This window comes from Pseudomonas sp. S35, from assembly GCF_009866765.1.
Taxonomy (GTDB): Bacteria; Pseudomonadota; Gammaproteobacteria; order Pseudomonadales; family Pseudomonadaceae; genus Aquipseudomonas.
Genome location: NZ_CP019431.1, coordinates 5,775,769 through 5,794,488 on the forward strand (window position 1 = coordinate 5,775,769; position 18,720 = coordinate 5,794,488).

Below are 18,720 nucleotides of genomic sequence, written 5' to 3' on the forward strand. Positions count from 1 at the left end.
GCCTTCAAAACTCATGCGTCTCGGACAGGGCCGCGCGAATGCTCGTTGCGGCCGATTCGATGGCATGATCGTCCTTGCCCAAAATGGGCACGGCAAAACGGATCACCGCTTCGCCCGTCTCTGGCGAGGCGCCCGGGTTGAGCGCGCCTCTGATGCCATATTTCACGTACAGATGATTCAAGAAGGCGCGGTGTGGGTGGTGGTGGTGCGCGATGTGGCTGGAGACTGCCGATGCCTTCAGGAACACCGCATGAGCACAGCCCGGCGTGGATACCTCGCAATGCGGCTCCAACATGGCCTGAAACCGCTCTACCCGCTGCGCCCGCTCGACAATCCGCTCAACCAACGCTGGCGCATTCGCCATCGCTGCGGCCAACCGGTGCTTGGCAGCGGCATCGAGGCCGGTACCGAAAAGCAGGGCCTGGTCCCTGCATTGCTCGAATACCTGGCGATTGCGCAGGGCCAGAACACCACCAATGGTTACCGGGAATTCTTTGCTCGCGCTCAGCCAGATCCCGTCCACCAACGCACACAGTTCAAGCACAATGGCCGCAATGCTGTTGGCGCCCTCTGCGCGATTACGCTGCTGAATCAGGTAGGCGTTGCTGAAGATCCGAGTGGCATCAAGATAGATCGCAATGCCATGGCGCTCAGCCACTGACCGCACCGCGCGCAGGTTTTCAATAGACAGCGGGTGCCCGCCAATCGCGTTGGTACAGGCCTCCAACATCAGGTAGGGAACCCTGGCACGGCCGCTGCTTTCCAGGAATCGCGCCAAGGCTGCGGTATCGATGCCCCCAAGGAACAGATGTTCTGAGGCTTCCGATCGCGCAGATAGCATGGGCATGGAGACGGCTCCGTTTCGCGCCAGGTGCACGGCCGCGGTCGGAAACGGCAGGCTGCCCGGCACACAATCACCTGGCGCAACCAGCACATTGCTGAGTATCGCTTCCGCCAGCCGCCCCTGTGCAACGGGAATCGCCAGGGGCATCTCAAACAACTGCGCAATGCACTTCGACAACCAAAGGTCGGTGTGCTCATCGGCATCACCGCCCGGGGCAAACGCGAGGCCCACGGCATTCATCAGGCTGTCGGTTTGATAATCGTCAACCACGCAGCCAGCCGGTACCAGATCCAGGTTGAAGCCGGCCTGCGCGAGGGCGTCGCGGCGTGCTGTGACAGAACCTGCACCGACGGCACTCATGCGCTGGCGTCCAGGGCAGAAATATCAACGACCTTGTAATTCATCCGGTTCAGGTCGAAAAACATCACGTTCGGCAGCACGATGGGGGCCCGGAAACCTGGGGCGGTTCCGTGCAGCAGGTGGTTCACACATTCAGTGGCCAGCAACGACGTCGCAATCAGCGGCCCTACGGCAACGGTGGGCACCTTGCCGATATCCAGGCTTTTCACGATAGCCCGCATATGCTCCGGCACGAAGATCTCATCAAACATCGGCGGCAATGTGCCCTGTTCCTTGGCCGCCTTGAGTGTCTGGAGCCAGTAATCCATAGCCAGGCCCTGTGGCGAGGAGCACAGCGCAAAACAACCGAACCCCATGATGGGACCGACGACGCTGAAAATACCCAACTGCCGAGCTTTACGGTGCAGCGACTCGCGCAACGAGTGGGGAACATTGGCGTCCAGGCAGTCAACCATGATGTCGGCGCCGGACAGGAATTCAGCCTGGTTATGGTCGGTAACGCCTTCGACGTAAATTTCGACTTTGGCAAGCGGGTTCAGATCGAGGATGAGCTCTCGGTAGACCAAGGCTTTGTTACGCCCCATCGAACTTCCGGTCGCGGCCCACTGACGGTTCATGTCCGGTGGGTCGAAAATACCGGGGTCGGCGAGCCTGAAGGTCTCCACGCCCATGCGGCAGAGCGTCAATGCCATGGCTCCCCCCACCCCGCCGCAGCCGGCGATCACCACACTGCAGCCCGCGAGCTTTTCAATGCCTGCTTCGGTCAGCAACGGCATCGACCTGTTCAACATCTCGTCTTTGCTCACGCTCATGCTCCCTGTTGTTAATTGCCATAGAACTCAGAAACATCTGTGCATTGCGCCACCGCCCTAAACAGGCAGCCGCTGCTAATACTTAATAAACATACGACCAACACTGCACGCCTGCGCTGCGTGAGCACAGCCCATAGTTGAAACACTCCGACGTCCCATGAACAACTGAAACAAACTTGGCAACACCACTAACTAAACTGGCGATACTACAAATACAAACAATACTCACGGGTACAACAACAGCACAGAACCGCTCAACACCCGATCAAAAGAATAAACTTAGGAGTTCAGTAACATTAACTAAACCCAGCAGTCCATTTAAAAATGCCAAATAGAATGCGACACTTGACAAAACAATAATAACCTTTGAAAACATATAGTTACGTATCTTTATGTGCATTTATTCCGGACTGAAAACGGCAGAAACGCCCTCGCAGCAGCCTAAGCCTTACGACCCATTCGTCAAAAAAACACCCAGCGCTATACGTGCTCGCACGAGAACTCAATCTCTCGGAGACTTCATCAAAACAGAACTTTTCAGTATAGAAACAGCTCAACCCATCCTTGGAGAACCCCTGGCTTGCCCAGGAATATCGTTATTCCATTAATTGCGGAGTGGATATTAAACATAGTTTTAAACCTATTCAACCCACGAAATAAACATTCTTGCCGCACCTGGAAAAATAGAGAACGAGCAAGCATATAAAAAGGTTTGCCACCTCCAGAAACCACGCCATTCATGGCCTACTAACTCATTGCTCTAAGCCAAAGCAAATATTACAAAATGTAAAAATCACTTGATACTCTATGGGCAGGGCGAAGAAGGCATGGCCTTGGACATTTCTCGCCACCTCCGGCCTTGGAGAGATTTGTTGATAGCTGTTCCTATATAGTCGCGTTTTCAACCCTTCAGGAGAGCCTCTATGCGTATCGCTTCCCGTGTCATCGGCGGTGTCCTCGCCGTCACCCTGCTGAGCCAACTGACGGCCTGCGGTTCGATTTTCTACCCGGACCGCCGTGGCCAGATCGACGGCAAGATCGACCCGACCATCGCCGTGCTCGACGCCGTGGGCCTGCTGTTTTATGTGATCCCCGGCCTGATCGCGTTTGGCGTCGACTTCGCCACGGGCGCGATTTATTTCGAGCCGGGCAAGACGGCCCAAGTCGCCCCGGAAAAACTCCAGGAAGCCATCGGCGCCGACGGCAAGGTCGACAATGCCAAGCTGCAAACCATCATCCAGAAAGAAACCGGTCGCACCCTGCCGCTGGACGACCCGCGCATGATCCAGTTCAAGGGCAGCGTGCAGCAACTCGCGGCCCTGGGCCTGCAGCCCGCCGCCTAAGGACCGTTTATGACCAGCAGTGCCGAACACGCCAGGCTTTTGCGCCTGGCCACCCGCGCGTCGGTGTGCGTGGCCTGTGTACTGATTGTTACCAAGGCGATTGCCTGGTGGTTCAGCGGTTCGGTGAGCATGCTCGCCGGGCTGACCGACTCACTGCTGGACGGCGTGACTTCGCTGTTGAACCTGCTGGCGGTGCACTACGCCCTGCGCCCGGCCGATGACGATCACCGTTACGGCCATGGCAAGGCGGAGTCGCTGTCGGGCATGGCTCAGGCGCTGTTTATCGGCGCCAGTGCGGTGCTGATCGCGCTGCAGGCGTATGCGCGCTTGCAGCATCCGGAGCCCGTGGGCGCGCCGTGGTTGAGCATTGGGGTGATCGTGTTTTCGCTCGTGCTGACCGTGGCACTGCTGATGCTGCAACACCGGGTGATCCGCGAAACCGGCTCCAACGCGGTGCGTGCGGATTCGCTGCACTATCGCTCGGACCTGCTGCTGAACGGCAGCATCTTGGTAGCGTTGGTGTTGGCCGCGATGGGGTTGCATCAGGTGGATGCCTGGTTCGGCATGGGGATCGCCGCGTACATTTTGTGGAGCGCGATCCAGATCGCCCGGGAAAGCTTTGCCGTGTTGATGGATGAAGAGCTGCCGCCGGAAGTGAGCCAGCACATGCTCGAACTCGCCCGTGGAGTGCCCGGGGTATTGGGGGCACATGACCTGCGCACGCGGGTGTCGGGCAACCACTGGTTTGTGCAGTTGCACCTGGAGTTGCCGGGGGAGTTGACCCTGTCAGTCGCCCACGGCATCAGCGACCAGGCCGCCGATGCCATTCACACGGCCTACCCGCGCGCCGAAGTGCTGGTGCATGCCGACCCGCGGGAAGTGGTCACGGGCGCGAAGGCCTAATACTGGACCTGGTAACCGCGACTGCTCAAGCAGTTGCCCTGGGCCTGACGGTAGGCTTGCACCACCGCCGGGTCAGGGGCGTAGGTGACGGCCTGCGGGTCGAAGCCGCTTTGCTGCACCGCCCAGCGGTAACAGTCGTAACCGTCCTGCTGCACTTGCGCCGGTGACTGGCCGTTGGCGGGATAGGCGACCACGTCATAGCCATTGCCCTGCGGCGCCGGTTGCGGCGAAGGCACTTGCGCCGGGGGTTGGACCACCACGTATTGCTGGGTGCTTTGCTCGTAGGCGTAGTAGGCGCCGGCAGCAAGGAACAACAGTGAGCTGCCCACCCACACTTCCCGCGCGTAATCCGGCAGGTAATGCACGCGAATGCCATAAGGCGGCCTCACCACGACATAACGCGGGCCTTGCGGGCGATACCAGTAGCCACCGGAGAAGAAATAATCCTGGCCACGGTAAGGCACGCGGTAGTTGCGGTCGGGGAAACGGTCGACGGTATACCCTGGACGATATTGCGGCCCTGGGCCCCAACCGTTGCCATGCCCATCCGGGCGACCTGGCCAGCGGTTATCACCGGGATGGCCGTTGTTGTAGCCACCGCCGTTGTTACCCGGACGCGAACCTGGGCCACCGGCCTCCCACTGCCTGTTGTCGTCGTTGCGCCGGGGTATGTCGCGGTAATAGCCCTGGCGCGGCTCCTGGGTCTGGCGCACGGTATCAGGCCGGCCCTGGATCGGCAGGTTGTTTGCCGGTTGGGGTTGCGGTGCCGGCCGAGCCTGCTCATTGCTTTGCGGACGACTTTGCCACTGACCGGCACCGTTAGGACCGCCACGTTCAAAATGCTGATTCTGCGGACGTGGCTGATTGTTCTCGGGTCGTGGCGGATTGTTTTCTGGCCGCCCGCCTTCAGGACCCCGCTCATGCTGTCCACCACCGCCCTGCGGCCGCTGCCCCTGATTCGGTGAGTTATCGCGCTCGTCAGCCACGACTTGCGTGCCGACACTGACCACCAGCAAACCAACACCTGCCATACGCCAGATGCGCTTCATGCTATTCCTCACTGCGGATTAGGGCCTGTCCATGAGACTGGAAAAGAGGGGCCCGGTTCTGGCACAGGTTATCAGCAGGCAAAAGAAAAGGGGTGACCCGTCGGCCACCCCTTGAGAACTTCGTCCTGGCTCAACGCTTTTGGCGTTGGCTCACCTCACGCCGTCTTGTGGACAGTGTGCAGCCTGGAGGCCGGCTCAACCCTGCTGGGGTGGCGGCCGCAGCGGGCCTGATTGGGCTCGCTGTAAGTGGACTGTTGTCCAGGCGGTGATTCTGTTGATAAAGATACAGGCCCGCGCCTGACAGATGATTGCGAAGATTGCGTCAATAAACAGTGCTTGCGCAATTTTTAACCCTTCATGGATAATTAACCGCAATAGTTACGACAAAGGCCAACCCAATGAGCAAGCTTGACCGATACGACCTGAGTATTTTGGCGGAATTGCAGCGCGACGCGAGGATCTCCAACCAGGAGTTGGCCGAGCGCATCGGCCTGTCGCCGTCGCCCTGCTCGCGCCGGGTCAAGCAATTGGAAGACGACGGCTACATCTCCCGCCAGGTCGCCCTGCTCGACCGCAAGATGCTCGGCCTGAGCCTCACGGCCTACGTGTTGATCGGCATGGACCGCCACACGCCGGAGCGTTTCGAGAACTTCGAAGCGGCCATCCGCACCTTGCCGCAAGTGCTGGAATGCAGCCTGGTGACTGGTATGGATGCGGACTACCAGTTGAAAGTAGTGGTGCCGGATATGGATCACTATCAGAAATTGCTGCTGGGGCACCTGACTCGGATCGAAGGCGTGACCAGCGTGCGCTCGAGTTTTGTGCTGAACCAGGTGCTTAACAGCACCGAGCTGCCGCTGACTCACCTGCGCACCTGAGATCAATAAAGGTCAAATGTGGGAGGGGGCTTGCCCGCTCCCACATTTGGACCCAGATCAATCTTGAGCCCGCAACCCTGCCGTATACTGCTCGCCTGCCCCGATGGAAGAGCCCATGAACAACATCGACCCCGCCCTCTTCGAAGAATGGATGATGACCGGCCTGGTCAGCATTCTGATCATTTTCATGGGCTTTATCGTCTGGGACCTGGCCAAGAAGTCCAAAGCCGGGCGCTTTGGCTCGTTCATCCTGTTTTTCGTGCTGGGCCTGGGCGTGGCCGCGTTCATCATCAAGAGCGTGGTGATCGGCCTGATCGAGTCCGGCGCTTTATAAACGCGCTGGCACAGCCTTCCACTGGCCTTGGTCGAGGCCTTCGATCGTCCAATCGCCAATGCGCACGCGCACCAGGCGCAAGGTCGGCAAGCCCACCGCAGCAGTCATGCGCCGAACCTGGCGGTTACGCCCCTCACGAATCACCAACTCCAGCCAGTGGGTCGGCACGCTTTTGCGAAACCGCACTGGCGGGTTGCGTGGCCATAACTGCGGTTCCTCCAGTTGTCGCGCTTCGGCGGGCAAGGTCTTGCCGTCGTTAAGCTCGACGCCGTCGCGCAGGCGCTGCAGTTGTTCTTCCGTCGGCTCGCCTTCCACCTGCACCCAGTAGGTTTTCGCCAACTTGTGCTTGGGGTCGGCTATACGCGCCTGCAACTGGCCGTCGTTGGTCAACAGCAACAGGCCTTCGCTGTCACGGTCCAGGCGGCCGGCCGGGTAGATGCCGGGGATGTCGATGAAATCCTTGAGGGTCGCCCGCCCGCCTTCGTCGCTGAATTGGGTCAGCACGTCGAAAGGCTTGTTGAACAGGATCAGCTTCGGCTCGGCCGGCGGCGCCTTGGCGACACGACGAGCAGCGGAGTGCGGAGGTTTCACGCCAGGGCGGCGCGAATCGGGGCGAGTAGGACGGGACATGGCAAAAGGGACATCTAACGGTCAGGACCGACAATGCTAGTGGCCTGACCGCTAAATGACCATCCCAACCGCTTAGCGGAACGGCGGTTCGTCGAAGCTGCGCAGTTTGCGCGAGTGCAGCGAGTTGAGCTCAGTGCGCAACAGGTCGACGGCCTCGATGCCGATCTTCAAGTGCTGGCTGACCGCGCGCTCATAGAACGCGTTGGCCGAACCCGGCAGTTTGATCTCACTGTGCAGCGGCTTGTCCGAGACACACAGCAACGTGCCGTACGGCACTCGCAAACGGTAGCCTTGGGCGGCGATGGTGCCGCTTTCCATGTCCACCGCCACGGCGCGGGACAGGTTGATCAACGGCCGCTCCTGGGCCCAGCGCAGTTCCCAGTTGCGGTCGTCGTAGGTCAGCACAGTGCCGGTGCGCAGGCGTTTTTTCAGCTCTTCGCCTTTTTCGCCGGTGACATTGGCGGCGGCTTGCTGCAACGCCATCTGCACTTCGGCCAGGGCCGGGATCGGGATGTTCGGCGGCACCACACGGTCGAGGATCCCGTCGCGGCGCATATAGGCGTGGGCCAGTACGTAGTCGCCGATGGTCTGGGATTGGCGCAGGCCGCCACAGTGGCCGATCATCAGCCAGCAATGTGGACGCAGCACGGCCAGGTGGTCGGTGATGTTCTTGGCGTTGGACGGGCCGACGCCGATATTCACCAGGGTCACGCCGTGGCCATCAGTGGCCTGCAGGTGGTAGGCCGGCATCTGGTAGCGGTGCCAGACCACGCCCGCCGCGATGGCAGACGCTTCGCCGTGGTCCATGCTCTTGTCGATCACAACGTTGCCCGGCAGCACCATGCGGATAAAGCGCGGGTCGCTGCGCAATTGCTCCAGGCCATGCAGGATGAACTGGTCGACATAGCGGTGGTAGTTGGTCAGCAGGATCCACGGCTGCACATGGCGCCAGTCGCTGCCGGTGTAGTGCACCAGGCGGCGCAGGGAAAAGTCCACGCGGGCCGCATCGAACAGTGCCAGGGGCAGCGGGTCGGTGTTTTCCCAGTCGTAGAGGCCGTCGGCGATGCCATCGGTGGCGGCCGACAGGTCGGTGCTGGGGAACACGCGGGCCAGGGTCGCAGCGGTCACGCCGGAGCCGGCCAGTTCGTCGCCCTGTTCCACCACGTACGGGTAAGGAATGTTCTGCTGGCTGACGCCCACTTCTACCGTCACGGTGAAGTCGTGCATCAACGGCACCAGTTGCTCCAGCAGGTATTTACGGAATGCCGACGGATGGGTGACGGTGACGCTGTAGGTCCCCGGCAATTGAACCTTGGCATACGCCCGGGTGGTTTGTGGGACTTCGCCGTGGCAGTGGTAGGTAAGGCGCAGTTCCGGGTAGCGAAACAGTGCGCGTTGTGCGGCGTCGGGCTCGACGCGGTCCTTGAGGTATTGCTTGAGGGCCTGGTTGAGCGCGCCGGTAGCACGCTCATGCAGAGCCGCCAGCCGGTCCACGGCCTCTTCGGCGGTTTGAACGACAACAAAAGCTTCGGTCACGGTAAGCATCCTGTGTTCTAACGTGCAGGCCTTTATCTTGCCTGTATCCCTGTCAGACGCAAACCTTGAATTGGAGTGCCCTCTCAAGATGGCTGCAAGCCCCCTCGCACATTTGGGCCGTGTTTATTCACATACATTGGGGCTTGAGCGCGCGACGATGGCCCCGACATCGACGCCACGCGGCAAGGTGCCGTAGACGCGGCCAGACGACTGGCCCAAACGGCTGGCGATAAAACCATCGCTGACCGCCGCATGACCGGCCTCCAGCAGCAACTTGGCCTGCAGCGTCACAGCAATATCCTCGGTCAATTGCCGCGCGCGATACTGGATGTCCTGGGTGTCCATGAACGCCGACTTCAGGTGTTCAATATGCCGCGCCAGTCGTTTGTCGCCATGCCCGTCACCGAGTTCGACAAACAGCGCTTCCAGCACGCCGGGCTCTTTGGACAGTGCGCGAAGCACGTCCAGGCACTGCACATTGCCGGAACCTTCCCACGTCGAATTCACCGGTGCCTCACGGTACAGGCGCGGCAGGATGCTGTCCTCGACATACCCGGCACCGCCCATGCACTCGGCGGCTTCGTTGATCATCGCCGGTGCGCGCTTGCAGATCCAATACTTGCCCACCGCGGTGGCCAGCCGGGCGAATTTGGCTTCCTGCTCATCATCCAAGTGGTCCAGGGCGCGCCCCATGCGCAGGCTCAAGGCCAACGCAGCTTCGCTTTCCAGGGCCAGGTCGGCCAGTACGTTTTGCATCAGCGGTTGTTCACTGAGCACGCGCCCACCTACCGAACGGTGGGCGCAATGATGGCTGGCCTGGGTCAGCGCCTGGCGCATCAAGGCACTGGAGCCGACCATGCAATCAAAGCGGGTCATGGCGACCATTTCGATGATGGTCGGCACGCCACGGCCTTCTTCGCCGATCATCCAGGCCAGGGCGCCGCGAAACTCCACTTCGCTGGAGGCGTTGGAGCAATTGCCGAGCTTGTTTTTCAGGCGCTGGATATAGAACTCGTTGCGCGTGTCATCCGGGCGCTGCCGGGGCAGTAGGAAGCAGGTAAGCCCCTTATCAGTCTGTGCCAGGGTCAGGAACGCATCGCACATCGGCGCCGAGCAGAACCACTTGTGGCCGACCAACTCATAAGGCTGCCCTGGGCCGCCGGCGCCCACGGGATAGGCACGGGTCGTGTTGGCCCGCACATCGGTGCCGCCCTGTTTTTCAGTCATGGCCATGCCGATGGTGGCGCCGGCCTTGTGGGCGATGCCGACATTGCGTGGGTCATAGTGGCTGCTGAGGATTTTTGGCAACCAGGTCTGCGCCAGGTCCGGTTGCAGGCGCAGGGCCGGCACGCAGGCAAAGGTCATGGTCAGCGGGCAGCCGGTGCCAGCTTCGGCCTGGCTATGTAGGTAGGTCATCGCGGCCCGCGCCACATGGGCACCGGATTGCGGATGGGCCCACGGCAACGACGGCAGGCCGTGTTCGACCGCAGTGCGCATCAATTCGTGGTAAGCGGGGTGAAACTCGACCAGGTCGATGCGATGGCCATACCGGTCATGGCTGTTGAACACCGGTTTGTTCTGGTTCGCCAGGAACCCGGCCGCCATCAGCGGGCCACCGGCCAGCGCGCCGTAGGCATCGATGCGCGCCTCTGCCCAGCCTGCGCCAAAGCGGCGCGACCACTCCTGCAGGGGCAGGTCGATGCGGTACAGGTTGGTGCCGTCCAGGGACGGGGGCTGGTTGGTGACGTCGTGGGTTTCAGCGAACGGGTGCAGGTTCATGACGGGCCTCCTGGAAACAGCCCCGTTTGGTTGAGGCCTGAATTTCAGTTAAGCACCGTAATACCGCTTAAAAAAGTGGCATACCCGCCGAATTCCCGGCGCTTTCGCCTTGCAATACACCCAATACACGGCGTTCCAGCACCGCCTGCAACGCCTCGAAGCGCACCGGCTTGGCCAGGCGATCGCTGACCCCAATGCCATGACAATGCTCGCGCTCAGGGGCATTGAGCGACGAACTCACGGCGATCACCGGCAACTCACCGCAGCCAGGCAGCGCACGAATCTGACAGCACACCGAGAAGCCGCCTTCGGGGATATCCAGCAGTGCCGCGTCGAAGTGTTCCGCCTGCAAGGCCGCCAGGGCGCTCGGGCCGCCGTCCACGGTTTTTACCCGGTAGCCGAGCTTGAGCAACATGCCGCGCACCACCAATTGGCTGACGCTGTTGTCATCCACCAGCAGTACGACGCATTCGTGCGGTGTGCGCTGGCGATCCGGCGCCAACTCGGGCTCCGGCAGCATCGGGCTGACTTGCATTTCGAGCTGAAAGCGACTGCCCTTGCGCGGCTCGGAATGATGGGTGAGACGCCCGCCCAGTAGCTCGATCAGTTGCCGGCAGATTGCCAGGCCGATACCAAGGCCGCCGTACTCGCGAGTGGTGGAACCATCGAGCTGGAAAAAACGCTGGTACAGGGTGGCCTCATCCAGGAAAGCAAAGCCGATGCCGGTGTCAGTCACAATAAAGCTCAGACGCAAGCTGCCGTCGCTTTGCGGCACGCCCACTACCCGCAGGCGTACGGCGCCTTCGTGAGTGAACTTGAATGCGTTGTCCAGCAGGCAATCCAGGCACTGGAGGAGTTTGTCGGCGTCGCCCACTACGCGGTCCGGTAATTCATCGGCCACGTCGATGGAAAACGCCAAACCTTTGGCCTGCGCGCTGGTGTTGAATTGCTGGCGCAAGGTCGCGAGCACGCCGCGCAGGCTGAACGCCTGGGGCTGGGCACTCATGCGGCCAGCCTGCAATTGGGTGAGGGTGAGAATGCCGTTGACCATGCGCATCATGTCCCGCGCCGAACCGGCGGCGGTTTGCTGGTACTGCGCCAGGTCCTCGCCCAAAGGCACGGTTTGCATCAACTCCAGGGAGCCGATCACTCCGTTCATGGGGGTGCGCAGTTCATGAGTCAGGGTGGCAAGAAACTCATCCTTGAGCCGATTGCTGCGGGCCAGTTGCTGGTTAAGCACTTCAAGCTTCTGGCTGGCGTCGAACAGGATCTGCGCTTGTTGCTCGCGCATAGCGTTGATGCGGTCGGCCAGGGCCAGCGATAACAACGCCACCTCAATCGCCGAGCCGATCTGGCTGGCATACATGGTGAGGAACACATTAGGCAGGTAGCCCAGCACCATCAGCGTATTCACCACCCCGCCCAGCAGGAACGCCGACCAGGCGATGATGAAATAGCGCGCCACCCGCTGGCCGCAGTACCAGGCCTTGATGGCAGCGACAAAGATCGTCCCGGTGAACACCAGCGCCAAGCCCGTGGCCAGGCGCAGTGCCAGCGCATAACTGGTCATCAACGACAGCAACATCACCACCGCGCCGCAGGCCACCAGCGCCAGCAACAGGCGATTGATCCAACGGCTGTGCTGGGCGGTGTGCAGGAAACTGCGCGCAAACAGGCTGCCAAACAACGCCGCCGCGCCAATCAGGAACGGCGTCGCGGCATTCGCCCACCAGGGATTGTTCGGCCAGAAATACTCCACCGCCGCGCCGTTGACCGACAGTTGGTACATGCCGAACGAGGCGATATAGAAGATGTAATAGAGGTAGCTGGTGTCGCGCACGCTGAGGTAGATGAACAGGTTGTACACCAGCATCCCCAGCAATACGCCGTAGATCAGACCCAGAACGTACAGGCGCAGCGGTTGTTGCTCCAGGTAAGCGGTGCTGGACCAGAGGGTCAACGGGGCCTGGATCGAGCCTTCGCTTTGCAGGCGCAGGTAGACGGTTTTCGCCTCGCCGGGGTTGAAGTCAACCTTGAACAGGTAGTTGTTCTGGCGGATCTCACGGGCAGAAAACGGCAACGCGTCGCCGGTGCGCCCGGCCAGGCGATAGGTGCCCGTGCTGTCGGGCAAGTACAGGTCAAGGTGGTCCAGCGGCGGGTAGGCCAGTTCCAGCAACCAGGTGCGCTGGGCCTCGGGGCTGTGGGGTAGGTAATGCAGGTTGACCTTGAGCCAGAACACCGAACGCGAGTAGCCGGCGTTGAGGGTATCTTTATCGTGGGGCTTGAATTGCGGGGCGGCGGAAGGCGCGCTGACCTCGGCAATGGTGAGGGCGTCCGTCGGGTCTTCGAGCACTTGCATGGCGCGGCCCAGCGGCAGGCTGCGGGTGTCTTGGTTGAACTCGATGGCGTTGGCGAGCAGCGGCAGCCCACACAACAATAAAATCAGCAAATAGCGCATAGAGCCCCAGCGTGGCCTGTCCGGTTATGTCAAATGCCCCCCATTCCTTTTGAGAAGACGTACACCGGCGGTACAGTTAAGTTATTTGGATCCACTTTAGCATAGCCGCTAAAGGCCATTGGACACCATTGAAATAATTTTTAAAAGCGCTCTAGAACGGGCCTTTCAGGGGATTGTGTCGCGAGAGAAAACGCCAAAAAAGCGGCATTCACTGAACAAAATTCAACCACCGCCCGACAACCCCGCAAAAAGCGTTTGGTGGTAAGCTCGCGCACCATGAATATCTACAGCTCTCGCCCTGTTGTCCTCTGTCTCTCCGGCCATGATCCCAGTGGTGGTGCCGGCTTGCAGGCAGATATCGAAGCCCTGCTCGCCCAGGGGTGCCATGCGGCTCCGGCCGTTACCGCCCTGACCGTGCAGAACACCGTCAATGTCAGCGATTTCCGTGTGCTTGACCGCGAGTGGGTACTGGCCCAGGCCAATGCCGTGCTCGGCGACTCCGAAGTGGCGGCGGTCAAGCTGGGCATGCTCGGCTCCACCGCGATGATCGACACCGTGGTCGAACTGCTGCAGGCGCACCCGCACCTGCCGGTGGTGTGCGACCCGGTGCTGCGGGCCGGCGGCGGTGGCAGCCTGGGCAAGGACGAAGTCGGCTACGCCATGCGCGAACGGTTGTTGCCGTTATCGCTGATCGCCACGCCCAACCTGCCTGAAGCGCGCATCCTCGCCGAACTGCCCGAAGGCACGGCGGACGAATGCGCCGAGAAGTTGCTGCCATTCATCAAGCACCTGTTGATCACCGGCGGCCACGGCGACGAGCATCAAGTGCACAACCGCCTTTATAGCCGCGACGGCACGCGCCAGACCTTTACTTGCCAGCGCCTGCCCGGCAGTTATCACGGTTCGGGTTGCACATTGGCCAGCGCACTGGCCGGGCGGATCGCCCAGGGCGAAGGGCTGGTGAGCGCGGTGCAATCGGCGCTCAACTACACCTGGCGTACGTTGCGTGACGCCGAACAACTCGGCCAGGGCCAGTTTGTACCGCGCCGTTTGCCGCTGGATTTCTGTTCGTAACTTTCTGCTTCTAGAAGCAAGAGGCCTGCCCGATGAAACTACGTGGCCTTTACGCCATTACCGACAGCCAACTGCTGGCCGGCAAATTCCTCGCCTACGTTGAAGCGGCGTTGGACGGTGGCGTGACCCTGTTGCAGTACCGCGACAAAAGCAGCGACGAAGCCCGGCGCCTGCGCGAAGCCGAAAAGCTGCGGGAGCTGTGCTCGCGCTATAACACCCAACTGATCATCAACGATGACGCAGAATTGGCCGCGCGCCTGGGCGTCGGCGTGCACTTGGGCCAGACCGACGGCCCCCTGACGCCGGCCCGTGCACTGCTCGGTTCCAAGGCCATCATCGGCGCCACCTGCCACAGCCAGATCGAACTGGCCGAGCAGGCCGCGAAGGAAGGCGCCAGTTACGTCGCCTTCGGTCGCTTCTTCAATTCCACGACCAAGCCCGGCGCACCTGCTGCCACCGCTCAAATGCTGGCCGAGGCCCGCCAGCGCCTGCACCTGCCGATCTGCGTGATCGGTGGCATCACCCTGGAAAACGCCGAGCCCTTGGTGGCCCACGGCGCCGACTTGCTCGCCGTGGTGCACGGCCTGTTCGGCGCCGACAGCACCCAGGAAGTCACGCGCCGAGCCCGCGCTTTCAACGCTTTAATCAAATCCTGAATTCAGAGAGCCCTCACCATGTCTCGTTCCGAAACCCTGTTTGCCAATGCCCAGAAACACATCCCCGGCGGTGTGAACTCCCCCGTGCGTGCGTTCAAGAGCGTCGGCGGCACGCCATTGTTTTTCAAGCATGCCGAAGGCGCCTACGTTACCGACGAAGATGACAAGCGTTATGTCGACTACGTGGGCTCCTGGGGCCCGATGATCCTCGGTCACAGCCACCCGGACGTGCTGGACGCGGTGCGCAAGCAACTGGAACACGGCCTGTCCTACGGCGCTCCGACCGCCATGGAAACCGAGATGGCTGACCTTGTGTGCGCCATTGTGCCGTCGATGGAGATGGTGCGCATGGTCAGCTCCGGCACCGAAGCCACCATGAGCGCGATTCGCCTGGCCCGTGGTTTCACCGGCCGCGACAGCATCATCAAGTTCGAAGGCTGCTACCACGGCCACTCCGACAGCCTGCTGGTAAAAGCCGGCTCCGGCCTCTTGACCCAAGGCGTGCCAAGCTCGGCCGGTGTGCCGGCCGCATTTGCCAAACACACGTTGACGTTGCCGTTCAACGATATCGCCGCCGTCGAGCAGATGCTCAGCGAAGTCGGCCAGGAAGTGGCGTGCATCATCGTCGAGCCGGTGGCCGGCAACATGAACTGCGTGCCGCCGGCACCGGGTTTCCTCGAAGGCCTGCGTGAACAGTGCGATAAACATGGCGTGGTACTGATTTTCGACGAAGTGATGACCGGTTTTCGCGTCGCCCTCGGCGGTGCCCAGGCCTACTACGGCGTCACGCCGGACCTCAGCACCTTCGGCAAGATCATCGGCGGCGGCATGCCGGTAGGCTGTTTCGGCGGCAAGCGCGAAATCATGCAGCACATCGCGCCGCTGGGCCCGGTGTATCAAGCCGGCACCCTGTCCGGTAACCCGCTGGCCATGGCGGCCGGCCTGACCACCCTGCGCTTGATCAGCCGCCCGGGCTTCCACGCCGAACTGAGCGACTACACCACGCGCCTGCTGGACGGTCTGCAACAACGCGCCGATGCGGCCGGTATCCCGTTTGTCACCACGCAGGCAGGCGGCATGTTCGGTCTGTATTTCAGCGGTGCCGACAATATCGTCACCTTCGATGACGTGATGGGCAGCGATGCCGACCTGTTCAAGCGTTTCTTTCACCTGATGCTGGAAGGCGGTGTGTACCTGGCGCCGAGCGCATTCGAAGCAGGCTTCACGTCTATTGCCCATGGCGAAACCGAGCTGCAACTGACTCTCGATGCCGCCGAGCGCGCCTTCGCCGCCCTGAAATAAACGCCCACAAAAATCAGACATCACCCAGGTGATGTCTGATTTGCTACTTTGCTTACAGATATTTCCTTATTTTTTCGAGAATTCACCTGCAATCCGGCAGATAACTTGCCCAAGCAGCAGAAAAACGAGTAAAGACTTTGTAAGCAGAGGCCTGCTTATTTCATAATGCGCGCTTATTGGATCCCGTGAGGGTCCGCGCGCCCCGTCAGAGGTAAGTCGATTCCCATGAAACGCACCGGCCGCACCCTGGTACTGGGCTGCCTGTTGCTCCTTCAGCCGCTGCTGGCACATGCCCAAGCAGGCGGTAACTCGTTGTTAATTCCAGCGATGGGTCGTTGCACCCTCAATACCCAGCCAGACAGCCAGGCCGAATCCCTGAGCGCGTGCCAGAAACAGGCCGACAGTGGGGATGCGCAGGCGCAATACGAGTTGGGCGAGTACTACCACGACAGCAAGAACCCGGCGCTCGACCTCAACAAAGCCTTGAGCTATTTCGAAAAAGCCTCGTTGCAGGGCCACGCCCAGGCACAGTTCCAGCTCGGCACGATGTTCTTCAAAGGCGAAGGTGTGCCGGCCAATAACGTCCAGGCGTATATCGTGCTGAAAATGGCGGCCGTCAACGGCGCTGAAGACGCGCTGGACACGGCCGACGAAGTGGCCGAACACATGCAGCGCGATGAACTGGAAGTGGCCACCCAGGTGCTGGGCCAGATTTTCCGCAACTATTTGCAGGAATTGCAGAGCGCTGATGGGCGTTCGCCCTTCTCACCGCTGCCCTGACAGCCGCCTTACTTCTCAGGCATCGGCATCGGAAACGGCATGACATTGCTCACGCCCCGCGCTTCGCTGATCTTCGGCGTGCCCAGGCGCTCGACTTCATCAATGCGCACAATCGAATGCATCGGCACAAAACTGCGCACCACGCCTTCGAATTGAGCCTTGAGCTTTTCTTCGCCCGGGTCGACGACCAACTGGGTGCGCTCGCCAAAGACGAACTCTTCCACTTCCAAAAAGCCCCACAGATCACTTTGATAGATCTGCTTGGCGTACATTTCGAACACCTGGCCCTGGTTGAGGAAAATCACCTTGTAGATTGGAGCTTCACGTTTGGTCATGGGGGGCGGATAACACATCGGGGATATAAATGAGGGCGCGAACTATAGCATGGCACCCGATGCACAACGCTAGGAACCAATGGGCATGCCCCCTATAATGCGCGGTTCTTTACCACCAGTTGACGATTCCCATGGCCAAGAAGCTTTATATCGAAACCCACGGTTGCCAAATGAACGAGTACGACAGCTCGCGCATGGTCGATCTGCTGGGCGAACACCAGGCCCTGGAAGTCACCGCCCGCGCCGAAGATGCCGACGTGATCCTGCTCAATACCTGCTCGATCCGCGAGCGGGCCCAGGACCGTGTGTACTCGCAGCTGGGCCGCTGGCGTGAATTGAAACTGGCCAATCCGGAGATGGTGATCGCCGTAGGCGGTTGCGTGGCCAGCCAGGAAGGTGCCGCCATCCGCGACCGCGCGCCCTATGTCGACGTGGTCTTCGGCCCGCAAACCCTGCACCGCTTGCCGGAAATGATCGACGCGGCCCGCATCACCAAGCTGCCTCAGGTAGACGTGTCGTTTCCGGAAATCGAAAAATTCGACCATTTGCCCGAGCCGCGTATCGATGGGCCAAGTGCCTACGTGTCGGTGATGGAAGGCTGCAGCAAATACTGCACTTTCTGCGTGGTGCCCTACACCCGCGGTGAAGAAGTCAGCCGGCCGTTTGACGACGTGCTCGCAGAAATCATCCACCTGGCCGAAAACGGCGTGCGCGAAGTGACCCTGCTGGGCCAGAACGTCAATGGCTATCGCGGCCTGACCCACGATGGGCGCCTGGCCGACCTGGCCGAGTTGATCCGCGTGGTTGCCGCCGTCGACGGCATCGAACGTATTCGCTACACCACTTCACACCCGCTGGAGTTCTCCGACAGCCTGATCCAGGCCCATGCCGACGTGCCGGAACTGGTCAAGCACCTGCACTTGCCGGTGCAATCGGGCTCCGACCGGATCCTGTCGGCGATGAAGCGCAACCACACCGCCCTGGAATACAAATCCAAACTGCGCAAACTGCGCGCAGCGGTGCCGGGCATCTGCATCAGCTCGGACTTTATCGTCGGCTTCCCCGGCGAGACCGAGAAAGACTTCCAGCAGACCATGAAGCTGATCGAAGACGTCGGTTTCGACTTCTCCTACTCGTTCGTCTACAGCCAGCGCCCCGGCACACCGGCCGCCGACCTGCTGGACGAAACCCCGGAAGCCCTGAAAAAAGAGCGCCTGAACGCGCTGCAACACCGCCTGAACCAGCAAGGCTTCGAGATCAGCCGACAAATGGTCGGTTCGACCCAGCGCATCCTGGTCACCGACTATTCGAAAAAAGACCCGGGCGAGCTGCAAGGACGTACCGAGAACAACCGGATCGTCAACTTCCGTTGCGACAATCCAACCCTGATCGGCCAATTTGCCGATGTGCACATCGATGCGGCGCAGCCGCACTCGTTGCGCGGGTCTCTGGTGCAATAAATGTGGGAAGGGGCTTGCCCCCGATGGCGGTGAATCAGACCACTCATTGATTGCTGGCACACCGCTATCAGGGGCAAGCCCCCTCCCACATAGGAACCGTGCACCATTGCGATGACGTAAGTGCTTTCGTACCCGCGTCACTGGCGTTATCCTCTCTTTCAATTAAACAGCCAAAGGGCGGCTAAAA

General features: G+C 60.8%; 17 protein-coding genes. 9 read left to right on the forward strand and 8 right to left on the reverse strand.

The annotated features are described in order from the left end of the window. Positions 1-4: 4 nt before the first annotated feature. Complete coding sequence (locus PspS35_RS26015; protein WP_159937365.1) at positions 5-1,204, reverse strand: beta-eliminating lyase-related protein; 1,200 nt, start codon at positions 1,202-1,204, stop codon at positions 5-7. Next, a complete protein-coding gene (locus tag PspS35_RS26020) occupies positions 1,201-2,010 on the reverse strand; it encodes a ThiF family adenylyltransferase (RefSeq protein ID WP_159937366.1) in 810 nt (269 codons plus the stop codon). Before PspS35_RS26020 ends, PspS35_RS26015 begins: the two co-directional genes overlap by 4 nt. 929 nt (positions 2,011-2,939) lie before the next feature. On the opposite strand from PspS35_RS26020, the gene PspS35_RS26025 reads away from it, so the two are divergent. Further along, positions 2,940-3,359 carry a polyribonucleotide nucleotidyltransferase gene (locus tag PspS35_RS26025; protein ID WP_159937367.1) on the forward strand — a complete coding sequence of 140 codons (420 nt, stop codon included), beginning with the start codon at positions 2,940-2,942 and terminating at the stop codon, positions 3,357-3,359. A gap of 9 nt (positions 3,360-3,368) precedes the next feature. Further along, positions 3,369-4,262, forward strand: coding sequence for a cation diffusion facilitator family transporter (locus PspS35_RS26030; protein WP_159937368.1), 894 nt, complete (start codon positions 3,369-3,371; stop codon positions 4,260-4,262). Here PspS35_RS26030 and PspS35_RS26035 read toward each other — a convergent pair. After that, positions 4,259-5,311, reverse strand: a complete 1,053-nt coding sequence (locus PspS35_RS26035; protein ID WP_159937369.1) for a DUF6515 family protein — start codon at positions 5,309-5,311, stop codon at positions 4,259-4,261. The genes PspS35_RS26030 and PspS35_RS26035 overlap by 4 nt on opposite strands. 398 nt (positions 5,312-5,709) lie before the next feature. Between PspS35_RS26035 and PspS35_RS26040 the strand changes: the two genes are divergently transcribed. Further along, positions 5,710-6,189 carry an Lrp/AsnC family transcriptional regulator gene (locus PspS35_RS26040; RefSeq protein ID WP_003176264.1) on the forward strand — a complete coding sequence of 160 codons (480 nt, stop codon included), beginning with the start codon at positions 5,710-5,712 and terminating at the stop codon, positions 6,187-6,189. 124 nt (positions 6,190-6,313) lie between these two features. Further along, positions 6,314-6,523: a DUF2788 domain-containing protein gene (locus PspS35_RS26045; protein ID WP_016773053.1), complete on the forward strand. Its 210-nt coding sequence runs from the start codon at positions 6,314-6,316 to the stop codon at positions 6,521-6,523. Here PspS35_RS26045 and PspS35_RS26050 read toward each other — a convergent pair. The 4 genes from PspS35_RS26050 to PspS35_RS26065 form a co-directional block, all read right to left on the reverse strand. Continuing rightward, entirely contained in the window at positions 6,518-7,153 is a 636-nt protein-coding gene (locus tag PspS35_RS26050; RefSeq protein ID WP_159937370.1) for a pseudouridine synthase, read from the reverse strand. The two genes, PspS35_RS26045 and PspS35_RS26050, sit on opposite strands and share 6 nt — an antisense overlap. A gap of 72 nt (positions 7,154-7,225) precedes the next feature. Next, on the reverse strand, positions 7,226-8,698 hold the full coding sequence (amn, locus tag PspS35_RS26055) for an AMP nucleosidase (protein ID WP_003176267.1): 1,473 nt from the start codon (positions 8,696-8,698) through the stop codon (positions 7,226-7,228). Between the two features lie 114 nt (positions 8,699-8,812). Next, positions 8,813-10,468, reverse strand: a complete 1,656-nt coding sequence (locus PspS35_RS26060) for an acyl-CoA dehydrogenase family protein (RefSeq protein WP_159937371.1) — start codon at positions 10,466-10,468, stop codon at positions 8,813-8,815. Between the two features lie 67 nt (positions 10,469-10,535). After that, positions 10,536-12,926, reverse strand: coding sequence for a 7TM diverse intracellular signaling domain-containing protein (locus PspS35_RS26065; RefSeq protein ID WP_159937372.1), 2,391 nt, complete (start codon positions 12,924-12,926; stop codon positions 10,536-10,538). A 276-nt stretch (positions 12,927-13,202) separates the two neighbouring features. On the opposite strand from PspS35_RS26065, the gene PspS35_RS26070 reads away from it, so the two are divergent. From PspS35_RS26070 to PspS35_RS26085, 4 genes are all read left to right on the forward strand, one after another. Continuing rightward, entirely contained in the window at positions 13,203-14,000 is a 798-nt protein-coding gene (locus PspS35_RS26070) for a hydroxymethylpyrimidine/phosphomethylpyrimidine kinase (RefSeq protein ID WP_159937373.1), read from the forward strand. A gap of 32 nt (positions 14,001-14,032) precedes the next feature. Next, positions 14,033-14,656, forward strand: coding sequence for a thiamine phosphate synthase (thiE, locus tag PspS35_RS26075; protein ID WP_159937374.1), 624 nt, complete (start codon positions 14,033-14,035; stop codon positions 14,654-14,656). Positions 14,657-14,674: 18 nt separating this feature from the next. After that, positions 14,675-15,958 (forward strand): glutamate-1-semialdehyde 2,1-aminomutase, encoded by a 1,284-nt coding sequence (gene hemL / locus PspS35_RS26080; RefSeq protein WP_159937375.1) that lies wholly within the window; start codon positions 14,675-14,677, stop codon positions 15,956-15,958. 225 nt (positions 15,959-16,183) lie between these two features. Beyond that, positions 16,184-16,738: a tetratricopeptide repeat protein gene (locus PspS35_RS26085; RefSeq protein ID WP_159937376.1), complete on the forward strand. Its 555-nt coding sequence runs from the start codon at positions 16,184-16,186 to the stop codon at positions 16,736-16,738. Between the two features lie 8 nt (positions 16,739-16,746). On the opposite strand, the gene PspS35_RS26090 is transcribed toward PspS35_RS26085, so the two are convergent. After that, complete coding sequence (locus tag PspS35_RS26090; RefSeq protein WP_003236992.1) at positions 16,747-17,073, reverse strand: DUF1820 family protein; 327 nt, start codon at positions 17,071-17,073, stop codon at positions 16,747-16,749. Positions 17,074-17,204: 131 nt separating this feature from the next. On the opposite strand from PspS35_RS26090, the gene miaB reads away from it, so the two are divergent. After that, positions 17,205-18,533, forward strand: coding sequence for a tRNA (N6-isopentenyl adenosine(37)-C2)-methylthiotransferase MiaB (miaB, locus tag PspS35_RS26095; RefSeq protein WP_159937377.1), 1,329 nt, complete (start codon positions 17,205-17,207; stop codon positions 18,531-18,533). The last annotated feature ends 187 nt before the right edge of the window (positions 18,534-18,720 follow it).